Here is a 17,593-nt window from a genome sequence, read left to right as displayed (position 1 = left end):
TTCCGTCCGGGTTTGCGGCCCGGGTCAGGTTCTATTCCCCTCGCCGCACCTTTTCGAAAAAACGGTCTCCGCCGACCTGCCCGCCCTTCAGCACCAGCTCCAGGCCGTCGAACGCAGAGTCGTTCGAAAAAGCCCGGCACAGCGGAGCGCCCGGGGCAAGCGCGGACACGCATTCGAGCGCGTAGATGCCAAGCTCCCGGGTGACGTAGCCGGACGTGTCTCCGCCTGCGATGAGCACGCGCTTCAGTCCCGTTTCCGCCGCAAGCGTCCGGGTCAGCGAGCCCAGCACCGCCCCGAGCACGCGGCTGCTGTCCTCGGCTCGCATGCCCTGGCCCTCGAGCGCCCGACGAAGCTCGGCGATGCTCGGGTCGCCGGGGCCGGAGGCGGAGTACAGCACGACGCTGCGGCCCGCGAGCAGGCGAGACTTCGCCTCCTCCAGCAGCCTCAGCCTCGCCGCTTCGGCGCTGTCCGGACGGATCAGCTCGTGCGCCGGCACCCGAATGCCGACAAAGCCGGCGTCCAGGGCTTGAGCGATCTGCTTCTCCGTTACCGGGGAGCAGCTGCCGGAGACGACAAGGAGCCGGTCGACGGAGCCGACGGCTTGTCGCTCCCGGTTTCCGGCCTGAACTCCGCCGTTCTTCGCATCCGCCGCGAGAGCTGCGGGCCCGCCAGGGCCCCCGTCTTCCCGCCAGCAGGCGCCGAGCGCATACTCGACGCCGGAAGAACCGACGACGAACAAGGCGTCCGAACGTTCGGCCTCCTCCAGGATCAGGCGTCCCGCCGTCCGCAGGCGCTCCTCGTCGAAGGCGTCGAACAGGACGATGTCCGGCGATTCGGCTTTAAGCCGCGCTTCGAGGCGGGCGCGCACGTCTTCGACGGCCCCGTCCAACGCCAAAATGTCCATCAGCGCCGTCCTCAGCTTCGTCTGCCCGGACAGATGAAGGCGCAAATCCGACTCCGCCATCGGCGTCACCGGGTGGCGGGACATCGTCGGATGGCGGTCAAGCCGGTACACGGCCTCGCCCGCCGCCGCGAAATGGTGGCCGAACAGCGTATATCGGCCCAAGTACGGGACGCCCGCAAGCAGCGGAACATAACGGCCGCCGAAAATATCGCGCCCGATCTCCGCCGCCTTGCCGATGCTGCCCGTGCCGGGCGACGAATCGAACGTGGAGCAGATTTTGTAATGCACGATCGCCGCGCCCGAGCGCTTCAGCGTTTCGAAAATCGGCCGCAATTCGCGCTCCATCTCGTCCGTCGACATCGACCGGCCGACGCCGGCCACGCCGAAGGCTTCGGCATCGGCAAACGGCCCGGCAAGCTGTTCCTCGGTCGGCGGCTCCAAAAACAACACCGATTTCAGCCCGGACCGGAACAGCGCCTCCAGCACGTCCGTCGACCCGGTAAAATCGTCGCCGTAATAGCAAATCGGCCGCCGGCGACGCTTGCTTTCCGCACCCGGCCCCGGGCGTATCGCTTCGTTTTCTTCCATGGCGCGATCAGCCCTTTCCGTATTTTTCAATCGCCCGCCGCAGGCTTGGATGGCTGCGCGCGTATTCGTCCAGCGGGATGCCCTTGACCGCCGCCTCCCAGCCGAGCTTCATGCTCTCGAAGCCGGCGGCCGGCCCGTCCGGATGCGCCAGCATGCCGCCGCCGGCGAGGTGCATGACGTCGACGCTGCCGGTCGCCTCGTAGGTCGCCGGGGCCGTGCCCGCCCACTGGGCGGAAGAGACGACGGGCATCGCGAGATAATCGCCGAACAGCGGAGTCGTGCACGCCGCGATCGAACGAAGCACCGATTCGTTGCTTTCGTAAAACTTGCTGTTCAGGCCGTTGACGTGCAGCTGGTCCGCGCCGGCGAGCCGGCACAGCTTTTGATACGCGGTAAACTCGAAGCCGAGCAAAGGCGCACGCGTCATCATCCCCCATTGATTGCGGTGGCCGTGAATCGGAACCTCGCTATAGCCGTTCAAATGGGCCAGCCCGGCCAGCCCGACGCTCAAAATGCTCACCATGACGCACGTTCCGCCGGAGCTTACGACCAAATCGTGATTCGCCCGCAGCTCGTCGATGTCCCCCGTAATGTTGAACGCGTACATCAGCTTCCGTCCGGTGGCGTCGGCCGCGCGCTCCACCGCCTCCATCACCGTTTTGACCTTTTGTTCCAGCGGAAAATACGGCGGATTGGCGTTCAGCTCGTCATCCTTGATAAAATCCATGCCGGCGAGCGCCAAATCGTAGACGAGCTTGCCCAACTCCTCCGGCGACAAGCCGACGCTCGGCTTTACGATCGTTCCGAGAATCGGACGATCGTAAACGCCCGTCAGCCGCCGCGTGCCTTCGATGCCGAATTTCGGTCCCGGATAACGGGACGCGAACGCCGCGGGCAGCTCCAAATCGACGAGGCGAAGGCCGGACAGCTCCTGCAGCTCGTACAAATTGCCCGCTACCGCCGACATCAGGTTCGGAATCGACGGGCCGAAATTGCGCAGCGGGAACGAGACCGTGATTTTTCCCCGCCGGTACTTCCCGTCGTGCGCCTTCGGCAGCTTGGCGCCGGGCAGCGAAGGCGCGTCCGTCTCCTCCAGCGTCTCCACCGCTTCCACTCGGGCGGCATGCTTCTCCTTCAGCGCCTCCGTTTCGCCGGGCACCGCCGTAAACGTCCCGGTCGACTGCTCCCCGGCGATAATTTCCGCCGCCTTTTCCAGCGAAAAAGGCGTCTCCGCCAAATAAACCGCCTTTACGCGCTCCTCGCTCATTTTTTCGCTCCCCCTTTGACGCATCAACTTTTATCCTGAACGTGCACCGGGTGCATTACATCGGCTCATTTCCCGCCGCACCCTGCCCATGTAGCGCACTAGGTGCGCCACATCGGCTCATTCCCCGCCGCTGCTTGCCCATGTAGCGCACGGGGTGCGCCACATCGGCTCATTCCCCGCCGCTGCTTGCCCATGTAGCGCACGGGGTGCGCCACATCGGCTCATTCCCCGCCGCTGCCCGCCCATGTAGCGCACGGGGTGCGCCACATCGGCTCGTTTCTCGCCGCACCCCGCCATGTAGCGCACCGGGTGCGCCACATCGGCCTATTCCCCGCCGCTGCTTGCCCATGTAGCGCACGGGGTGCGCCACATCGGCTCATTCCCCGCCGCTGCCCGCCCATGTAGCGCACGGGGTGCACCACATCGGCTCATTCCCCGCCGCTGCTTGCCCATGTAGCGCACGGGGTGCACCACATCGGCTCATTCCCCGCCGCTGCTTGCCCATGTAGCGCACTAGGTGCGCCACATCGGCTCATTTCGCACAGCTCGCCGCCCATATAGCGCACGGGGTGCATCACATCGGCTCATTCCGCACAGCTGGCCGCCCATGTAGCGCACGGGGTGCGCCACATCGGCTCATTCCGCACAGCTGGCCGCCCATGTAGCGCACTAGGTGCGCCACATCGGCTCGTTTCTCGCCGCAGCCCGCCCATGTAGCGCACTAGGTGCACCACATCGGCTCATTCCGCACAGCTGGCCGCCCATGTAGCGCACGGGGTGCGCCACATCGGCTCGTTTCTCGCCGCAGCCCGCCATGTAGCGCACCGGGTGCGCCACATCGGCCTATTCCCGTATCGCCGTCACGCCATACAGGGGACTGGCTCCCCTTCTTGCGTTAACTCGGTCGCAAGGCGCCTGACCCGCGATCCGGTTGCTCCGCACCGAACCGATCAGCAAACCGGCGCCTGCCCGCCGCCGAGTTCGGCGCCGAAGCGCGGGGCGGCGCTGTCGGACGTCGCTTGCCGCTCCTCCTGTCCGCCGCCCCCTTCCGTGCCGCCTTGCCCGGCAGGCTCCCCCCGGCTCAGCCGTTCCAGCGTCTCTTTCACCTGCTCGACGCCGAGCCGCGGACTGGACAGCACCGGCTTGCCCGTCGCCTCGGCCAGCGCCTTCTCCATCCGCGCCATCGAGCCTTGCGCGAGCACGATCGCATCCGCATCCTGCGCGACGCGCAGCGCGGTCTCGAGCAAAATGCGGTCGTGCTCCTCCGGGTTCCCGCCGGTCAGCGCTTCGAACGCTCCCGCCGCAAGCCCGTTCACGAGCGCGACCTCGCGCCCCGCTTCGGCCGCTTTCCTCTCGATCAGGCGCATCGTCGGCCGAAGCGTCGACGGCAGCGTGGCCAAAACGGCGACTCGGCCGTACGCCGAGGCCGCTTTGGCGGCCATCGCGTCGTCGATTTTGACGATCGGGATGCCGATCAGCTTGCGCGCGTCGTCGGCCGCTTCGCCGACCGACGAGCACGTATTCAAGATCACGTCGGCGCCCAGCTCCTCGCCGTGATGAAAATATTGCACCAGCCTGCGCGCAACCCCAGGGGGAACGCTCCCTGCCTTGACGACGTCCCCGATGAGGGAATCGTCGATAATGTTGACCAGCCGCACGTCCGGCAGCACCTCTTTGAAAACGGCCTTCAACGGATCGGCCAACCCCTGGCCCGTATAGACGGCAACAACGGTTTTCATCGCAAAACTCCTCCTTCTGTGGATCTTTCCGCGATTCTCTGGCGATTGAGCCGAATCGTCTTTTCGTTATCCGTACGGCAACTCGTATGAAAACCTGCAAATCTGCATTCTTTTAAGCGGAAACGACCGGCGGAGGGTGAAATTCCTGCGAATGTGCAGGCATTGCCTGCGCAAACGTCTCATTCGAGCCTGTTCCGCCCATTTTGCGTCTAATCCGCAACCGGCCGGGCGACGTCCCGCCAATATATCCGCTGATGTATCCGCCTGAAGTACCCGCCGATATATCCGCTGATGCATCCGCCTGAAGTACCCGCCGATATATCCGCTGATGCATCCGCCTGAAATGCACGATACCGCGTCAAGACAGCCCAAAAGCAGCGGGCCTAAGCCCGCCGCCCGGCATTACCATACGATTTCGTTTTCCAGCCGCCGGTAGTCGCCTTCGCGCATCGGCGCCGTGTCGTACACCTTGCGTCCGCTGTAAAACGGATGGTGCCGCCCTTCCGGAGAAATGCCGACGACGTCGTCGCCGCGCCATTGCGTCAAAAACGTTTGGCCGATCGCCGTTTCGACGGTCGTCCGCTCGTCCAGCGGGAACGTGACGGTAATCGTTTCTCCCGCGCAGGCCCGGCCCAGCAGCAGGAAGTGTTCCTTCACCCAGCTGCTCGGATCCATGCCGCGGCCTTCCGTCACGCTGCCTCCCCGTTCGCGAACGATCCGTACCTTCGCATAGCCGGCCCATTCGGGAATACGGATTTGCAGCTCGGGAATGTCCCGATGAACGTGCAGCACGACTTTTCCTTCATGCGGCAAATAGCTGTCGACGTCGAGCCAGACGGAGCCGCGGTTCAGCAGAAAATTGACGCTGACCGTCCCCTTCGATTCCGTCACCGTGTTGCTCCAGCCCATGTACAGGCCGCGGGTGCCCGAGCCGAGACAGCAAATTTGCAAATCGTTCGTGTGGCCCCGGCCGTGATTGACGTCGCAGCAAAAATCGTTCGGCGCGGAATAGCCCGCAAAGGCGCCGCGCGTGCGCTTCGCCACGTCGGTATAGCTGATTTTGCCCGGGATGTTGCCGGACTTGTCGTCCGTCTCCTGCACCCAATCGAGATCGAGCAGCTGCGACTCGGCCAGATGGTTGCGCAGAAACCGCTCGACCGTTCCCCAATATTTCGAGTAGCCGCTCTTCGCCAGCGTAATGCCCGTCGCGATGAGGTCGACGAGCGAGCACGTTTCGTGCTCGTACGCCTGCTCCTTCAAGTCGCCCGGCGTCCACCCGAACGCGGTGCACTTGGTCAGCGCCCAGGCGTAGCTTTTCTCGACCCAGGCGATCAGCTTCGCGTCGCCCGTAAACGCGCCGAAGCGCGCGATCGCGTCCAGCGTGCCGAGGCGCGTATGGAAGTGGCCGCTCCGGTACGCCAGCGCGTCGTTGAAGCTGCCGTCCTCGTTGAACACGCCGCTGCGCTCGACGATGAGCGCCGTAAAGAACCGGCACAGTTCGAAAGCGTCCGGATTGCCCGTCACCTCGTGATATTTGAGCAGCGGCATGATGAGGCGCCCGCAAAAAGCGGCCGGATCGGGCGCAAGCCTGAGCAGCACCGCGTTTTTGGACGGCCAGCCGTCCTCCTTGTATTCGGACGCCGGGTAGTACCACACTTCGCGCTCCTTGATCGCGATCCGCTTCAGCGCGGCGACGTGGCGGTCGGCCGCCTCCTTGACCTTCGGGTCCCCGCTCGCCATGTACCAGGTCGTCAGCGACAGGATGACGGCGCGCTGGTCGATCAGGTTGGCGTTTTGCTCCCAGTCGTGGTTCGGATTGTGCTGACGGTAGCTGAGGCCGTCTTCCTTGAAAAACGAAAGCAGATTTTCGCGATATTTGGCCTCGATATCCTCGCCGAGCGTTTCGCCCGACATATGCCGGGCCAAAATCATGCCGTCGATCATCCGGCCGTGGGACGAGCCGAAGTCCCAATCTCCGTGCGTCATGTTCGCGGGACTCGACATCAGGTTGGCCGCAAAAAAAGGATAACCGTGAAAATCCGGATCGGACATGCCTGCCATCGCGTTCAGCGCGTGTCCCGCCCGTTCCTCCAGCATCAGCGTATCGGGAATAAGCCTTTTGGCCATTTTCCATCTCTCCTCTTCCGTAGTGGATTTGCATCGCTTGCCTTGCTTCCTGATGTTACGGCGAAAAAGTTCCGGCGCGGGCCGCATCCGTTTCGCAAAAGGCCGCCAAATGGCGTTAAGGCCGCCGGGCCCTGCTTTGCGTCTACGTTTTGCCGCAACCGGCGGCGCTTCGGAACTCTCCGATCGTCTTGCCGGTTTTCTTTTTGAAAATCTGGCTGAAATACCGGTAGTCCTCGTACCCGACCTTATGGGCGATTTCATAGTTTTTGTAGGTCGGCACCTTCATGAGCTCCATCGATTTCCGGATGCGGATATCCGCCAAATAATCGACGAAGGTGCTGCCGGTCGTCTTTTTGAACAGCCGGCTCAAATAGTCCGGATTGACGAACCGGCTCTCCGCGATATGCTGCAGCGAAAGCGGCTGGTCGTAATGCGTCTCGATCAGCTTCAGCACCTCGCGGACGATCTGCTCGCCTTGCGTCTCGCCCCGCCGCCCCGCCGCCTTCAGCACGGCGGGAATGATCTCGCCCGAGAACACCGCCCGCACCGATTCGGGGTCGACCCGCAGCCGCAGCGCTTCCGCAAGCGCCAGCGGGTGTTTGCCGCAGACGCTCTCCAGGCTCGTCTCGGCGGCGCGAAGCTGCCGCTCCAGCGCGTGAACGAGCAAAATCGCCCCCCGCTGCAGCTGGTCGACCGTCGCCGTTTCGCCGCTGATCGAAGCGAACAGCATGTCGAATTCGCGCTCGGCCTCCTCCTTGTTTCCCAGCTGCAGCGCGAGCAGAAACGCTTGTTCCCGCTTCTGCGGGTAGGGCTGCAAAGACGAACCCGGCGGATCGGCGGCCGCCGCGAACAGGATTTTCTCCCTTTCGCCAAGCTGTCGCCCGGCAAGGGCGGCTTGCGCCTGCGCGTAAGCCCGGCGCAGGCGGCTCGCCTCGGCCGGCCCGACCTCGCTTGCGCCGATGCTGCAGCCGGAGCCGCCCTGCCGCTTCAGCTCGGCCTGGATGTCCGCGAGCAGCCGCTTCAGCTCGGGGGCCGGCAGCTTGCCCGCGGCAACGGCGCCGACCGCTTCGGGGCGGCCGTCCGGCGCGGGCGACAGCGCGAGCTGCCAGTCGCCGCCGAAGTAGAACGCCCGCTCCCGGCCGAACTTCTCCCGCAGCGCCCGCAGCCAGGCGGCCCCCCCGCCGTCCGCCGGGTAGCGGTCGGCCTGCGCCGCGAAGACGACCGCTTCCTTGCCCGCCCAGGAGGACGGCACCTCCCCCTCTTCATCCGAAGCGGTGCTTTCCCGCCTTGCGGGCTCCGTCCGTTCCGGGCGGCCCTCCCCTCCGGACCGTTCCGCATTTTCGGGACGCCCGCCCTCTTTCGAACGCGCCTCGGCCTCCGCACGTCCGACACGGGGCGAAAACGCCGGATGCTCCGGCTCCCGCGCCAGCAGCAAATCGCGGAACCAGCCGTCGCCCCGCCGGCCCTCCTCGGCCGCAAGACGCTCGCCGTCCCGGCGGTCCAGCTCCTCCAGCGCCTTTTCCAGCACGCTCGCAAGCTCCTCCTTTTTGACGGGCTTGAGCAAATAATCGAAGGCGTGGTGACGGATCGCCTGCTTCGTGTATTCGAAATCCGAATAACCGCTGACGACGATCGTGACGAGGCCCGGCATGGCGCCGCCCAGCATGGCGAGCAGCTGCTTGCCGTCCAGCCCCGGCATCCGCATGTCGAGGAACATCAGATCGGGCTTTAGCTCGAGCGCCATTTCAAAGGCGTCCTGGCCGTCGGCCGCTTCGCCGGCAAGCCGCAGGCCGAGCCGATCCCACGGGATCGATTGAACGAGCCCGCGCCGCACCCATTTTTCATCGTCGACCACCATCACTTTGCGCATATCCGCACCTCCGCTCCGTTTGCCGCATCCGCCGGTTTTCGCCATGCCGACCTTCCGCGCCCCATGCCCGCCGCCTGTCCGCGCCTCCTCGCCTGCCGCCGCCGTCCGCGTCTCGCCTGCCGCCGTCCGGGTCGGCAGTTATCGCCCGCCTCAGCCTTTGACCGAGCCGGCCGTCAACCCGTCGATGATGTAGCGCTGCAGCAGCAGGTACACGATCAGCACCGGCAGCACGACGATGACCATGAACGCGAAAACGACGCCCCAGTTCGTGTTGTACAGCGAGACGAAATTGAAAATCTGGAGCACGATCGTCCATTTCGTGCTGTCCGTCACGAGATAAAACGGTCCGAAAAAGTCGTTCCACACCGAAACGATGACGACGATCGTGACCGTCACGAGCACGGTGACGAGCAGCGGCAGAATGATCCGGAAGTAAAGCCGGAAAAACCCCGCTCCCTCGATTTGCGCCGCCTCGTCCAGCTCGCGCGGGATCTGCTTCATGAAGCCGACGAGCAAAAAGACGGAGAACGGCAGCAGCACCGCCGTATAGTACATAATCATGCTGAAGTAGGTGCCCTTGATGCCCAACATGTCCATGAGCCGGATCGTCGGCACGATCGATACCGGCACGATCAGCCCGAGGATGAACATCATGTACAGGCCGCGCATGAGCCGGTCGTCGCGGCGCTGGATGACGAAGGCGGCCATCGAGGCGAACAGGTTGACGCAGACGACCGTGAGCCCCGCGAGCAGGAAGCTGTTTTTGAACCCGCGCAAAATGTTCCCCTGCTCGAACACTTTTTCGTAGTTTTCGAACAGCCACTCGGACGGCAGCCCCATCCCGAACAACGCCGACTCGCGGATGCCCTTGAACGAATTGACCAAAATCATGTAGAACGGAACGAGAATGACGAGAGCGCCCAAAACGACGACGAGGTGAAGCGCGAGCTTTTTTCCTCCTTGCCGCATCACATCTCCACCTCCCGTTTCTTGAGCGCCGTCAGCACCGGAATGCCGACGAGGGTGACGAGCGCGAAGAGCACCAGGTTGATCGCCGTCGAATAGCCCATCTGCCCCATGCTGAACGTGCTGCGGATGTACGTGTAGAACACTTCCGTCGTATACCCCGGCCCGCCGTCCGTCAGCACCATGACCATCTCGAACACCTTCATCGAGCCGATCAGCGACAGCAGGATGTTGACCGTCGTCGAAGACGCGATCAGCGGCAGCACGATGTTTTTAAGGCGATGCCAATAGCTCGCCCCGTCGATGGACGCGCTCTCGAGCAGGTCTTTCGGAATGAATTGCAGCCCGGCCAAATAGATGACCATCGTGAAGCCCGATACGCGCCACAGATCGGTGACGATAATGGAGAACAGCGCCCACTTCGGATCGTTCAGCCAGTCCTGGGCCATAAAGTCGAGGCCGATGCCGTTTAGAATCGTATTGACGATGCCGTGCTCGGGGTGATAAATGGCGCGGAACACGTAGCCGATGACGATCGGCGCGATGACGTACGGCATGAAAAACACCATGCGAAAAAAGTTCCGCATTTTGATCGACTCGTTCATGACGAGCGCGAGCGCGAGGCCGATTGCGTTTTGCAGGACGGTGACGGCCGCCGCGAAAATCAATGTATTGCTCAGCGCTTTTCCCAGTCTCGGTTCCTGGAAAAGAGCCGCGTAATTATCGAAGCCAATGAAGGTAACCGAATCGGCATTAATGTTCCAGTCCGTAAAGCTGTAATACACGCCGATCAATGTCGGGGCGATGAAAAACAGCAGAAAAACGGCAACTGCGGGGAAAGAAAAATAAAGCGGATATTTTCGCCTTTCCACGTCTCCCCCTCCTTCTCCCATGGTGGACGGGCCGTCCCGTTCGAACGCGCGAATCGCCTTCGAACGGGGGCAACCCGTTTTTTATCTAAGGCCGTCGGATCAGAAGCCTTCAAGCAGCTTCGCCTTGCCGTCTTTCTGATAGTTGGCGCTGAACTCCCCGATCGCCTTGTCGATGTCGCCGTCCAGGAAGAAGTTTTGCAGCGTCTTCGAGAAGTCGACGAACGACGCGGTGAGACGGTTCTGGATATTGACCTGGGATTTGCCGGCGTCGATAAACGCCTTGACGTCCTCCTGCACCGGATACAGCTCGCTGGTCGCGCCTTCGAAAATCGGAATGCCCGGTTTGTTCGCATAGAACAGATCGACGTTTTCCGGCTGCAGCATGAATTTCACGAGCTCGATCGCCGCGTCGCGGTTTTTCGCCTTTTCCGGCACCATCAGCTGGTTGGGAGGCGTAATCATCGCCGTGCCTTGGTCCGTTTCGGAAGGGAACGGGAAGAAGCCGAGGTTGTTCGCGACCCAGTCCTTGCCGAACTTTTGCTCCATTTGCGAAATGATCCCGTCCAGCATGAACGCCATCGCGACTTTGCCGTCGCCCATCTCGTTTTGCATTTCGTCGTACGTGCCGGCCATCACGTTTTTCTGATACAGGTCCAGCTCCTTCAGCTCTTTCTGCTTCGCGAACAGATCCTTCAGCTCCGGAATGTCCGTAAACTTCAGTTCGTTCCGGTTCAGCTTCGCGACGCCTTCTTCGCCGATCGCCGGATCGACTTGCGTCACCCAGCCCGTATAGTAGAACACTTGCGGCGGCCATGCGTCCTTGACGCCCTCGTAGAACGGCGTGAAGCCCGCGGCCTTGATTTTTTTCGCGATTTCGATCAGGTCCGCGTAGTTTTTCGGAACGTCCACGCCCGCCTGCTTGAACACTTCCTTGTTGTAAAACACGCCCATCATGCCGGTGGAGCCGTACGGAACGCCGTAAATTTTGTCGTTTTCCACCTGCGCCTGCTTGATCGAATCGATGACGTTGTCCCAAACGCCGGACTCGCCGGACCATTCGTGCAGCGTCTCTTCGGCTCTCAGCTTGACGTACTGCTTCGTGCCCGGCTGCATCAGGAACAAATCCGGAAAATCGCCCGTGGAAAACCGCGTTTTGATCAGGTTGTCGTAGTCGCCGCCGGGCAGCGCCTGCAGCTCGACCTTGTTGCCCGTTTGCTGCTCGTACGCCTCGAACACTTTCGTGAACGCCGTCGTATCCTCGGTGTTGGAAATGACGAACGTCAGCGTGACCGGGTCGCCGTTTTTGGCGCCTTCGGACGCCCCGGCCGATCCGGACGGGGACGCGCCGCCGCTGCCCTCGTTGTTTCCGCCTCCGCAGGCGGCAAGCAGAGTCGTGAGCAGGCCGAGAACGAGCACAATCGATACCGTTTTCATCTTTTTCATTCGGTGGAACCTCCCTTTGGTAATCGCTTTCTGGTGACGCTTTCATTATAAGGGAAGCGCTTTCCGTTGCCCCATTCACGATTTTGACCCGATTTGTTGAACATTCCGACTTTTCTTCTCGATGCCCGTCCGGACGGCGAAGCCGGCGTCTTCCGCCGGGAGCCCGATCGTCACGAGCGTTCCCGTCCCTTTGCGGCTGTCGACCGCAAACGCCAGCCGGTCGCCGAACCTGATGGCGTAGCGGGAATAGACGTTGCGGATGCCGATGCCGCCTTCGGCTACGGAGACGACCTCCTCCTCCCGGTGCAGCGACTGCTTCAGCTTCGCCCGAAGCTCGGCGAGCCGGCCCTCGGACATGCCGACGCCGTCGTCGGATACGGAAAGAACGAACCGGTCCCCTTCCGCCGCGGCGGAGATGCGGATCGTGCCCTTTCCCCGCTTTCGCTCCAGACCGTGGAAGACGGCGTTTTCGACCAGCGGCTGCAGCGTCATTTTCAAAATCGGAAAATTGTACAGCCTCTCTTCGACATCCACTTCCCAGGCGATTTTATCCTCGAAACGGATGCTTTGGATTTTCATGTAAGCCTCGATTTGATCCAGCTCCTCCTGCAGCGTGACCACCTCGTCCCTGCCCCGCGTATTGTAGCGGAACATGTCGGCAAGCGCCTGCGCCATCTCCCCGATTTCCTCTACCTTGTGGTAGTCGGCCATCGCGCGGATGATGTCGAGCGTGTTGTACAAAAAGTGCGGATTGATCTGCGAGTACAGCATCGCCAGCTCCACCTCGCGCAGCTTGATCTGGTTGACGTATTTGTGCTCGATCAACTGCTGCAGTTCGTCCTGCATCGCGTTGAAGTTCGCGGCGATGAGCCCGATTTCGTCGTTGCGCTTCACGGGAGCCCGTTCGGAAAAATCGCCCCGTTTAATCCGGTTCACGTTTTTGTAAAGGGCGAGGATCGGCTGCGTAATCCGGCGGCCGAACAGCACGGAGATCATAAAAGTCAGCGCGAAGGCAAGCAGCGCCGTCGCGATTACGGTCGTTTTGATGTTGTCGAGCGGTCCGACGATATCCCGGCGCGGCGTGACGAGCACCACTTTCCAGCCGGTGGAGGCGGACGCGATATACGAAACGAATTGCTCGTCGGTTTCGCCTTCCGTCCAGAACTTTCCTTCGGCGCCGTCGAGACGGTTGAGCAGCCTTTCGTCCGGCATCCTGACCGCCGCGCCCGACGAGTCGTACACGAGCGCGTTCCGCTCGTCCAGCACGAGAATCCGGCTGCCGGCGGACAGGTCGTCGTTTTGGCCGATCGCGCGGAACAGATCGTCGCCGTACTCGACGCGAACGACGATAAAGCGCTCCGGACTGGAAAAGTCCCGAATGAGAATCGAAGACGAATACGCCGTGTCGGCGGCGTCCGTCGTGCCGTCGCCCGAGCTCGGTCCGTTGAAGTACACTTCCCCGTCCTTCGCCGCCGTGCGCAGAAACCAGTCCGAATTGCGCACCTGGACCGGCGTCCAAGGCTTGTAATCGTCGGAAGCGGCCAAAAGCTCTCCCGTGCGGTAGTAGATTTGAAACCGAATGAAGCCGCGAATCGGCGTGGCGTTGAAGCTTTTCAGAAACAGGTTTTCCAGCTTTTGCTGGTACCGGAATTTTTCTTGATCGGTCATTTCCGGATAGGCGTTGATGCCGTCGATATACTCCTGATCGTAATACGGAGCGAGCAGCAGATTGCGCTTGCTTCGAAAGTCGTTGTTCAGGTTGTTTTCGATTTGCCGGACGATTTGCAGGTTGGCCGACTCGACCCGGTCTTTGATCGTGGAAGAGGAAATGGAAAAGGAAACGGTTCCAACAATCGCGATCGAGAGCAAAATGGTGACGGAATAACTGAAAAGCAGGACCGTGCGGATACGGGAAAAGAAGTCGCGAATTTTGCCGGCGATCGGCTTGCCGCCTGTTTTCATCTTCTTTCCCCTCCCCGCTGCGATCCTGCCTGTCCGTTTCTTCGAATTATAAACCGCTTGAAGCCGCCTAACCAGTCCGTGTTGCTGCCAATTGTCCTTCCGCCCGCGACGTTAGCGCGCGAACGCGGCCGCCCCGATGACGCTTTCGAATACGTATTCGCCCGAACCGATCTCGAACGTCGCCGCCGCTTCGGTCTGCCCGGCGAGCGTCCAGCCTGTCGGCGAAGCCGCGGCGTCCGCCGGCTCGCCGTCGACGCGCGCTCCGCTGCCCGGCACGACGACCGTCGCGGTCGCGCCGGCCGGCACGCGAACGGCGAGCCGGAACGCTCCGTCCGGCGACAGCTTCCAGTCCGTCGAAACGACGCCGTGCAGCGATTCGTACTCGGCCTTCGCCTCCGTCAGCCGGCCTCCCGGCTGCGGGCGGACGATCGCGTGGCGGAAGCCCGGCCGGTCCGGATCGGTTTCGATGCCGGCCATGTACCGGAACATCCATTCGCCGACGGAGCCGAGCGAGTAGTGGTTGAACGAGTTCATCGACGGCGTCTGGAAGCCGTTATGCTCGGTCCAGCCGTCCCAGCGTTCCCAGATCGTCGTCGCGCCGTGCTTGATCGAATACATCCACGACGGGAACGCCTCCTGGGTGAGCAGGGCGTAGGCGACGTCGAGCCGGCCGCTGTCCGTAAGCGCCGGGAGCAAATAGCCGACGCCGAGGAAGCCCGTCGACAGCCGGTCGCCTCTTCCGCGAATGTCGTCGACGAGGTGGCGGATCGCCGCGTCGCGCTGTTCGCCCTCCAGCAAGCCGAACTGCAGCGCCAGCACGTACACCGTCTGCGTCGCGCCGTGAATGCGCCCTTCGGCGTCGACGAAGGCGCGGCGGAACGCGGCGGCGATATCGCGGAACAGCCCGTCGTAATGCGCTTCGTCGCGCTTTTCGCCCAGGACGCCCGCAATGCGCGACAGCAGCTTCGCGCTGTAGGCGAAATAGGCGGTCGCCAGCACTTCGTTCGGCGTGTCGGCGTCGATCGACAGCCAGTCGCCGTAGTTGGCGTAGCTCGGACGCACGAGTTCGTCGCTGTTCGCCTTCAAATACTCGACCCAGCGGACCATCGCGCCGTAGTGCGTTTCGAGAATGCGGGTATCCCCGTACATCAGGTACAGCGTCCACGGAATGACGACGCCCGCGTCGCCCCAACCCGCATTGTCCGGCGCGAACCAGTTGAGGCGCGTGTTCCACATTTTGTGGCGGATCCAGCCGGCATCCGGCGCAACGTCGGTGAACGCCCCGGAAGGCTGCTGCGCGTCGATCATATCCCACATGAATTTGGTGAAAAACCGCGAAACGTCCATATTATAGGAAGCGGTTCTCGCGAAAATCTGCGCGTCTCCGGTCCAGCCGAGCCGCTCGTCCCGCTGCGGGCAGTCCGTCGGCACCGACAGAAAGTTGCCGCGCTGGCCCCAGACGATGTTCGAGTAAAGCCGGTTGACCATCGCGTCGTTCGTTTCCAGCCGGCCCGTGCGCGGCGTGTCGGAATGAACGACTTTGCCGACGATCGTGTCGAGATCCGCTTCGCCGGGGTAGCCGATCAGCTCCACGTAGCGGAAGCCGTGGAACGTGAAGCGCGGCTCGTAGCGCTCTTCGCCCTCGCCTTTCAAAATATAGTGATCCTGCTGAACGGCGACCCGCAAGTTGTCCAAATACAGCGAGCCGTCCGGATTCAGCATTTCGGCGTGGCTGAGCGTGATTTTGGCGCCGCGCGCTCCCCGCACCTTCACTTCCGTCCAGCCGACCATGTTCTGCCCCATATCGTAAATGAACGTGCCCGCATCCGTGCGGCGGACGGAAATCGGGCGGCGCGTCTCGGTAATCCGGACGGGCGGCTCGATCGAAGCGGTCAGCAGGCCGTTGTAGCCCGGCCGAACGTCCGGCTGCTCCCAGCCGGAATCGTCGAAGCCGGGACGATCCCATCCCGCAAGCTCGAGGCGCGCGTCGTACGCTTCGCCCTTGATCATGTCCGAGTACAGGATCGGCCCGCAGGCCGTGCGCCAGGTCGAGTCCGTTTTCACGATTTGCTTCGTGCCGTCCTCAAGCTCGATGTGCAGCTGCAGCAGGAAAAAAGGCCGCTCGCCGTACACTTTGCTGCCGAGGAAGCCGACGGTTCCGCAGTACCAGCCGTCCCCGAGCACGGCTCCGACCGCATTTTCGCCTTCCCGGACGAGAGGAGTGACGTCATAGGTTTGCACCTGCACGCGCTTGTCGTAATCGGTAAAGCCCGGCGCGAACAGATCGCCGACCTTCTCTCCGTTCACGCGCAGCTCGTACAAGCCGAGCGCCGTCGCGTAGGCGGTCGCCCGCTTCACTTTTCCGGCGATTCCGAACGACTTGCGTACATGGGGAGAAGGCTGCATGACGACGTTCGCTTCCGTTTTGCGGCCGATCCAGCCCGCCTTCCATTCGCCGCGATCCAGCAGCCCCATCGTCCAATAGGCCGTTTCGCTCCAGCCGGACGGATTTCCTTCGCCGTCCCAAGCCTGCACTTTCCAGAAATATTGCCCCTCGGACTGAAGCGGCTTGCCGCCGTATACGACCTGGATGGAGCTGGCGGATTCCACCTTGCCCGAATCCCACTGATCGCCCTCGTCGCGATCGAGCGCTTCCCGGCTCGAGGAGACGAGCACGCGGTAGGCGCTCTGCACCGTTCCCCGCTTTTCCGACTCCAGACGCCAAAACAGCCGGGGCTTCGATTCATCGAGCCCCAGCGGATTGACGACGTACTCCGTTTTCAAATGGACGACGCGAAAAGACATCGGCGTTTCCTCCGTTTTCGTTATATTGAGTCAAATCCCGGCACCCGCCGGACCGAAAAACCGGCTTGTCGGCTTCGCGTCCGGCCGGGCAGCGGCAGGATTCAAGCCTGCCCCGCGAACAAGGCCAGCTTGGCGTACATGTCCTCGAGGATGAACCGGGCATCCACCCGCTTGTAAACCCGGATTGTGCGGCTTCCGGGCCGCTGCTCGTAGGTCATGTCGCCGCGCACGTACGGCGCTTCCCGCCATTCGAAGTCGTACGGCTGATCGTCGATCAGCAGCGACACCGCCGGCGAGTCCCCGAGCGACCACATTTCGCCTTTCGGCCACTCCTGGCGGTGGGTCGGCAGCCGGTTGAACGCTTCCAGCTGCTCGAACAAATAGCGGCCGAGCTCGCCGTGCGGCCGGACTCTCGCCGCCAGCTCCGCGAGGCTGACGCGGACCGACGAGTACACGTCGCGCGGCACCTGCCACAGCGGGATCGGCGAGCCGAAAACGACGTTCGCCGCAGGAATGTCGTTTTGCAGGTTGAACTCCCGCTCTCCCGCCGGGTAGGCGCCGCCTCCGATCCAGACGGCCGTCAGCCGCGAGGCGATGCCCGGCTCCTTCAAATAGGCCGCGGCCAGGTCGGTAAGCGGTCCGAGAAAAATAACGAACAGCGGCAGCGGATCGTCCTTCATCGCCTCCTCGACAATCAGATCCGCCCCTTCCGAAGGCACCGGCGTCGTTTCGTCCGGAAGCGCTTTCGTTGCGCCCCTGACGAGGCGGATCTTCTCTTGCGAATGCGTGAGCTCCAGCATTTTTTCGATTTCCGCGTACGACTCCTCCATCGATTCGTTCGTCCGGAGCGTCCCGAAATGCGCGGCGATGATGCCCTCGATCTTGAATCTCGGCGTCAGTATGGCGTGCGCGATGGCGAATTGGTCGTCCGCCTCGTTTTTCGCGTCGGTATTCACGATCAGCCGAATGCGCTTCGCTTCCGGCACTTGATAAGGAAATTCCATAGGTTTCGCGCTCCTCCGTTCCGTAGTCGGCTGCGTTCCCGTTCAC

11 protein-coding genes are annotated in these 17,593 nt (G+C 62.6%); all 11 read right to left on the bottom strand.

Annotated elements, in window-relative coordinates:
• Positions 1-31 precede the first annotated feature (31 nt).
• Positions 32-1,492, bottom strand: a complete 1,461-nt coding sequence (locus B7E11_RS16490) for a four-carbon acid sugar kinase family protein (RefSeq protein ID WP_080836590.1) — start codon at positions 1,490-1,492, stop codon at positions 32-34.
• Between the two features lie 7 nt (positions 1,493-1,499).
• Positions 1,500-2,759, bottom strand: a complete 1,260-nt coding sequence (locus tag B7E11_RS16485) for a ribulose-bisphosphate carboxylase large subunit family protein (protein ID WP_080836587.1) — start codon at positions 2,757-2,759, stop codon at positions 1,500-1,502.
• Positions 2,760-3,709: 950 nt separating this feature from the next.
• Entirely contained in the window at positions 3,710-4,498 is a 789-nt protein-coding gene (locus B7E11_RS16480) for an aspartate/glutamate racemase family protein (RefSeq protein WP_080836586.1), read from the bottom strand.
• Between the two features lie 402 nt (positions 4,499-4,900).
• On the bottom strand, positions 4,901-6,625 hold the full coding sequence (locus tag B7E11_RS16475) for a glycoside hydrolase family protein (protein ID WP_080836584.1): 1,725 nt from the start codon (positions 6,623-6,625) through the stop codon (positions 4,901-4,903).
• Between the two features lie 142 nt (positions 6,626-6,767).
• The gene (locus B7E11_RS16470; RefSeq protein WP_176220792.1) at positions 6,768-8,495 is read right to left on the bottom strand and encodes a response regulator transcription factor; all 1,728 of its coding nucleotides are present in this window, start codon (positions 8,493-8,495) and stop codon (positions 6,768-6,770) included.
• 150 nt (positions 8,496-8,645) lie between these two features.
• On the bottom strand, positions 8,646-9,464 hold the full coding sequence (locus B7E11_RS16465; RefSeq protein WP_080836581.1) for a carbohydrate ABC transporter permease: 819 nt from the start codon (positions 9,462-9,464) through the stop codon (positions 8,646-8,648).
• Complete coding sequence (locus B7E11_RS16460) at positions 9,464-10,333, bottom strand: carbohydrate ABC transporter permease (protein ID WP_176220791.1); 870 nt, start codon at positions 10,331-10,333, stop codon at positions 9,464-9,466. Before B7E11_RS16460 ends, B7E11_RS16465 begins: the two co-directional genes overlap by 1 nt.
• 99 nt (positions 10,334-10,432) lie before the next feature.
• The gene (locus tag B7E11_RS16455) at positions 10,433-11,776 is read right to left on the bottom strand and encodes an ABC transporter substrate-binding protein (protein ID WP_080836578.1); all 1,344 of its coding nucleotides are present in this window, start codon (positions 11,774-11,776) and stop codon (positions 10,433-10,435) included.
• A 75-nt stretch (positions 11,777-11,851) separates the two neighbouring features.
• Positions 11,852-13,738, bottom strand: a complete 1,887-nt coding sequence (locus tag B7E11_RS16450) for a cache domain-containing sensor histidine kinase (protein WP_080836576.1) — start codon at positions 13,736-13,738, stop codon at positions 11,852-11,854.
• Positions 13,739-13,849: 111 nt separating this feature from the next.
• Positions 13,850-16,543 (bottom strand): glycoside hydrolase family 78 protein, encoded by a 2,694-nt coding sequence (locus B7E11_RS16445; RefSeq protein ID WP_080836574.1) that lies wholly within the window; start codon positions 16,541-16,543, stop codon positions 13,850-13,852.
• Positions 16,544-16,644: 101 nt separating this feature from the next.
• Positions 16,645-17,547 carry a nucleoside hydrolase gene (locus B7E11_RS16440; RefSeq protein WP_080836572.1) on the bottom strand — a complete coding sequence of 301 codons (903 nt, stop codon included), beginning with the start codon at positions 17,545-17,547 and terminating at the stop codon, positions 16,645-16,647.
• Positions 17,548-17,593 lie beyond the last annotated feature (46 nt).

Origin of the sequence: Cohnella massiliensis (assembly GCF_900169535.1) — a bacterium.
GTDB lineage: Bacteria > Bacillota > Bacilli > Paenibacillales > Paenibacillaceae > Cohnella > Cohnella algarum.
The sequence above is the reverse complement of the archived record's forward strand: the minus strand, read 5'-3'. Positions and strand labels throughout refer to the sequence as shown.